Source organism: Solidesulfovibrio aerotolerans, assembly GCF_009856865.1.
GTDB classification, from domain to species: Bacteria; Desulfobacterota; Desulfovibrionia; order Desulfovibrionales; family Desulfovibrionaceae; genus Solidesulfovibrio; species Solidesulfovibrio aerotolerans.
In genome coordinates, this window is the sequence record NZ_WVUD01000107.1 from 1 (window position 1) to 2,361 (window position 2,361).

A 2,361-nucleotide genomic window follows, 5' to 3' on the forward strand; every position below is an offset into this window, starting at 1 on the left:
GGGGGGGGGGGCGCCTCATTGGCTTCTGTGCTTGAGCCTCCAGCTATCGTTGCCAGTCTCGATGATCTCGCAGTGATGCGTCACACGGTCCAAGAGCGCCGTGGTCATCTTGGCGTCTCCGAAGACTTGCGCCCATTCGCCGAACGTCAGGTTTGTCGTCACCAGCACCGAGGTCCGCTCGTAGAGCTTAGAGAGCAGATGGAACAGGAGTTGGGCGCTGTTGCGGGAGAACGGCAGGTAGCCAAGCTCATCGAGCACGACGATATCCGTCCGGGACAGTCGGCTGGTCAGGCCGCCCCCTTTCCCGGCGAGCTTTTCTTGTTCCAGGAGATTGGCCAGGTCCACAAGATTGAAAAATCTCGCTCTGACGCCTTTTCGTACGGCCCGGCCGGCTATGGCGATGGCGAGGTGCGTCTTGCCGGTGCCCGTGCCGCCGACAAAGACGATGTTCTTGCGTTCGGCCAGGAAACTTCCTTCGTACAGGGACCGGATGTGCGCCTCATCGACTGGGGAAGTGGCAAAATCAAAGGTATCCAGGTCCTTGGAAACAGGAAATCGAGCCTGGCCAAGCTGATAGCGGATCGCGCGTAACTGCCGCTGGGCCGCTTCGGCCTGGAGCAGCTCCAAAAGCGTCTGGTCCACAGTGCTCGGCCCTGTCCTTCCCATGACCTCTTTGTAGGCGGAGAGCATCCCTGTCAGTTTCAAGGCGCGCAGTTGTTCAAGAATTGCGCTACGCGACATGACAGACCTCCCGCAGCAAGGTGTCATATCGGCCGCAGTCGGCCACCGGTTCCTGCGTCAATTTCAGACCTTCCGGCAGGACGAGGCTACTGGCATCGGGGACTTGTTCCTCCCGGCAAAGCAGGTTGAGGACCACGTCCTTACTCACGGCCTTCATAGACAGCGCCTGGCCGCAGGCATTGGCGACGGCCATCAGGCCGTGCTCCTTAACGGCGCACAGGATGGCGACGAACTGGCGGTCCCAATCCGGGAAACGCATGAGCGCCACACGCATGCGGGCAAGCTCATGCGGCAGGTCCCAATCCTTAAACGGTGCGCCATTTCGAAGCGCGCCGGGCTTGCGCTCAAGGACTGGCAGATAGTGCCAGGGATCAAAAACCATCTTGCCGCGCCCAAACTGCCGGGCATGCTCGGCCACCAGCCGTCCCTGGCTGACCACGGCCACCCGGTCGGCGTAAGCCCGAACCGTCACCGGTTGCCCGACCTCGCTGGCAGGCACGCTATAGCGATTGCGGTCGAAGCTCACCAGGGCCGTGCTCGACACGCGCACGTCGCTTGCCGCGTAGCCGTTGAAAGGCCGGGGGGTGGCCACCAGATGCCGGCGCTCTTCAGCAAAGACCTCCCAGATCATCTTGTCGGGAAGGGTCGGATGGCGGCTCGTCTTGGCCTGGCTCAGGCATTTTTCTCGCAACTGAGCGTTGAGTTCGTCCAGGTCTTTGGCCTGCGGACGCGGCGTGAAAAAGCGGCCCCGGGAAATGCCCACCTGCCGTTCCACCTGCCCTTTCTCCCAGCCAGCAGCCGGCGTGCAGGCCACTGGTTCGAACAGATAATGCGAACACAACTGCTGGAAACGCTGGTTGAATTCCCGGTTCTTGCCGGTCAGGATCGTCTTCACGGCGGTCTTCATGTTGTCGTAGATGCCGCGCCTGGTGGCCCCGCCGAAGAAGGCAAAAGCCTGGACGTGCGCGTCGAAGACCATTTCCTGGGTTTCCCGAGGATAGGCGATGACCAAGCTCATCCTGCTGTAACACAACCGGATATGCGCGACCTTGAGCCTCGCCGGGACGCCGCCAAGCATGACGTCCTCGTGGCTCCAGTCGAACTGGAAGGCTTCGCCCGGATCGAAAACCAAGGGGACAAAGGCCGGCGTTGCCAACGTTTGTTGCCGCCGCTTCCAGGCTCGGACGTAGCGCTGCACATTGTCATAGGAGCCGGTATAGCCTTCGCCATGAATCTCTTCATAGAGCAATTTTGCTGAGCGTTGTCGTTTTTTGGGCAGAACTTTATCTTCCTCCAGCCGACGTTCCAGGGACGCAATAAATGCTCCAAGCATAGGGCGTGGCTGCACACGACGCTCGTAATGCAGTTCTGTCAGGTCGCCCCGCAGGATTTTCCGTACCGTGTTTTTGGAAAGGCGCAGTTCCCTGGCAATCTGCTTGATCGGCTTTTCTTGCCGCATCGCGGCCAGCCGGACCTTCCTAATCGTTTCCACTATCAGCATCTCCTCTCGCTGCCCCTCCCGTCTCCGATGATCGAAGACATCTAAGGGGGCTGCCGAGGGGGTCAACTTTGGACGCTGATTTCATCCAAAGAGGGGTCAATATTCCATGCTGATCAACA

2 protein-coding genes are annotated in these 2,361 nt (G+C 60.1%); both read right to left on the reverse strand.

The features are described from left to right. Positions 1-15: 15 nt before the first annotated feature. Positions 16-741: an IS21-like element helper ATPase IstB gene (istB, locus tag GTA51_RS20260; RefSeq protein ID WP_160964291.1), complete on the reverse strand. Its 726-nt coding sequence runs from the start codon at positions 739-741 to the stop codon at positions 16-18. After that, entirely contained in the window at positions 731-2,242 is a 1,512-nt protein-coding gene (istA, locus tag GTA51_RS20265) for an IS21 family transposase (RefSeq protein WP_160964292.1), read from the reverse strand. Before istA ends, istB begins: the two co-directional genes overlap by 11 nt. Positions 2,243-2,361: the final 119 nt, after the last annotated feature.